The sequence below is a fragment of the Acinetobacter sp. YH12096 genome (genome assembly GCF_013419215.1).
GTDB classification, from domain to species: Bacteria; Pseudomonadota; Gammaproteobacteria; order Pseudomonadales; family Moraxellaceae; genus Acinetobacter; species Acinetobacter amyesii.
The window spans coordinates 1-2,304 of sequence record NZ_VPAM01000076.1 but is presented as its reverse complement, the minus strand read 5'-3'; the positions used below and the strand labels follow the sequence as shown (position 1 = coordinate 2,304).

General features: G+C 46.1%; 1 protein-coding gene. It reads left to right on the top strand.

The window, feature by feature from the left end:
- Positions 1-168 precede the first annotated feature (168 nt).
- Positions 169-2,100: an ATP-binding cassette domain-containing protein gene (locus tag FTU36_RS16495; protein WP_154320142.1), complete on the top strand. Its 1,932-nt coding sequence runs from the start codon at positions 169-171 to the stop codon at positions 2,098-2,100.
- The last annotated feature ends 204 nt before the right edge of the window (positions 2,101-2,304 follow it).

Sequence of the window (2,304 nt, the reverse complement as noted above, 5' to 3'; positions counted from 1 at the left end):
CAACTGTTAATGCTGAAAATAGAGCTTATACTCAACTTATTCGTCCATAATATATAAATTCACAATATTTAAAAGCTGGCTCATTTCAGTAAAAGTCGCAAGATTTTTCATTTTCACAAGGCTTTCCTTTAGAATAGGCGCATCTTATTTCTTAGCTTTGATTTCTCAATGATTCAGTTAGACCAGTTATCTATACGTCGCGGTGGACGTGTTTTATTTCAAAAAGCGTCGATGCAGTTACACCCAGGATGGAAAATTGGCCTAACCGGTGTCAATGGTGCCGGGAAATCGACCCTGTTTTCAGCTTTGCTTGGTGGCATGGAGTCAGACACCGGTTCGTTGACCCGTCCTGCGGTATGGACCGTGGCGCATATGGCGCAGGAAATCAAAGCGCTGAATATGAAAGCCATTGATTTCGTCTTGTCCGGCGATGAAGAATACTGGGATATTCAACAGAAACTGGAGCAGCCAGATCAGCTGGATGATGCAGAACTGGCCCATTTATATGGCCGTTTTGATGAAATTTCAGGTTATTCTGCGCCGGCCAAAGCTTCGCAACTGATGGCCGGTCTGGGCTTTTTTGAACATCAATCCCAACTGGATGTTTCAAGTTTTTCTGGTGGCTGGCGCATGCGCCTGAATCTGGCGCGTACCCTGATGAGCCGTTCCGATTTACTCCTTCTTGATGAACCGACCAACCATTTAGACCTGGATGCCATTCTCTGGCTCGAAGACTGGCTGAAAGCCTATGAAGGTACGCTGGTGCTGATTTCGCATGACCGGGATTTCCTCGATGCGATTACCGATCATATTTTACATATTGAAAATCAGGAACTGATTTTATATACCGGTAACTACTCGACCTTCGAGCGCACCCGCAGTGAACGTCTGGCGCAGCAGCAACAGGCTTATGAAAAGCAGCTGGAAACCCGCGCACATCTGCAAAAATATATTGACCGTTTTAAAGCGAAAGCCACCAAAGCCAAGCAGGCACAGAGCCGGATCAAACAGCTGGAGCGTATGCAGGAACTGTCTGCTGCCCATGTTGATACACCATTTACCTTCAGTTTCCGTGAACCGACCAAAATGAGTTCGCCTTTATTGCAACTGGAACATGCCGATATTGGTTATGGTGACAAGCTGATTGTCACCAATGTCAATTTACAGATCACGCCAAGCAGCCGGATTGGTTTGCTCGGGATGAATGGTGCCGGTAAATCCACCCTGATTAAATCGCTGGTCGGTGATTTAAAATTGCTTCAGGGTCTGCGTAAAGATTCAGAACTGCTCAATATTGGCTACTTTGCCCAACACCAAATGGATGCACTGGATGGCAATGCCAGCCCGATGTTACAGCTGGCCCGTATTGCCGATAAAAAAATCAGTGAAGCCAGCCTGCGTTCTTTCCTGGGCAGTTTTGGTTTTAGCGGCGAACGCATGGATACGCCAAGTGAAAGTTTCTCAGGCGGTGAACGTGCCCGTCTGGCTCTGGCATTGATTGTCTGGCAGCGTCCAAACGTGTTGATTCTGGATGAGCCGACCAACCATTTAGATCTGGATATGCGTCATGCATTGACCATGGCCTTGCAGGATTTTGAAGGTGCTGTGGTGCTGGTATCGCATGAGCGCCAGCTGATTGCCAGTGTCTGTGATGAATTGCTGCTGGTACATAATGGTCAATGCCGTGAATTTGACGGTGATCTGACCGCTTATGCCGACTGGTTACGTCAGGCCCGCATTGAGATGATCAAAAACGGGCAGAAGCCAGCCGAGCCGGTGAAATCTCAGGTCGAAGTCAAAGCAACCATTTCCAGACTGGACAAAGAAGCACAGCGTAAGGAAGCGGCACGCCAGCGGGAACTGAGCCGCCCGATTCGTAAAAATATCGAAAAATGTGAAACACAGATTTCAAAGGTTACGCCGCGACTGGCTGAAATTCAAAGCTTGCTCGGAGATAGTGCTTTATATGATGCCTCACGTAAAAATGATTTGCTCAAACTGATGAATGAGCAAACTGAGCTGAAAGCCAAACTGGAAACAGCCGAAGAACAGATGCTGGAACTAATGATGGAACTGGAAAGTCTGGAGCAGTCCTTCTAACACTATTTCAACACCCCCATTATCTGAGAGATGAGTAACAAGCGTTATTCATCTCTTTTTTTTATTAAAACCACCCATTTTTAATATTTTCCTCCTGCTTTTCATCTCCGTGTAGTTCCTTGCTATTCTTGAGTACTGCATCTCTTCTTCAAAACTTGACACATTTTGTCGTGAATTACGCAAGTGCCATATAAGTTTATTTTT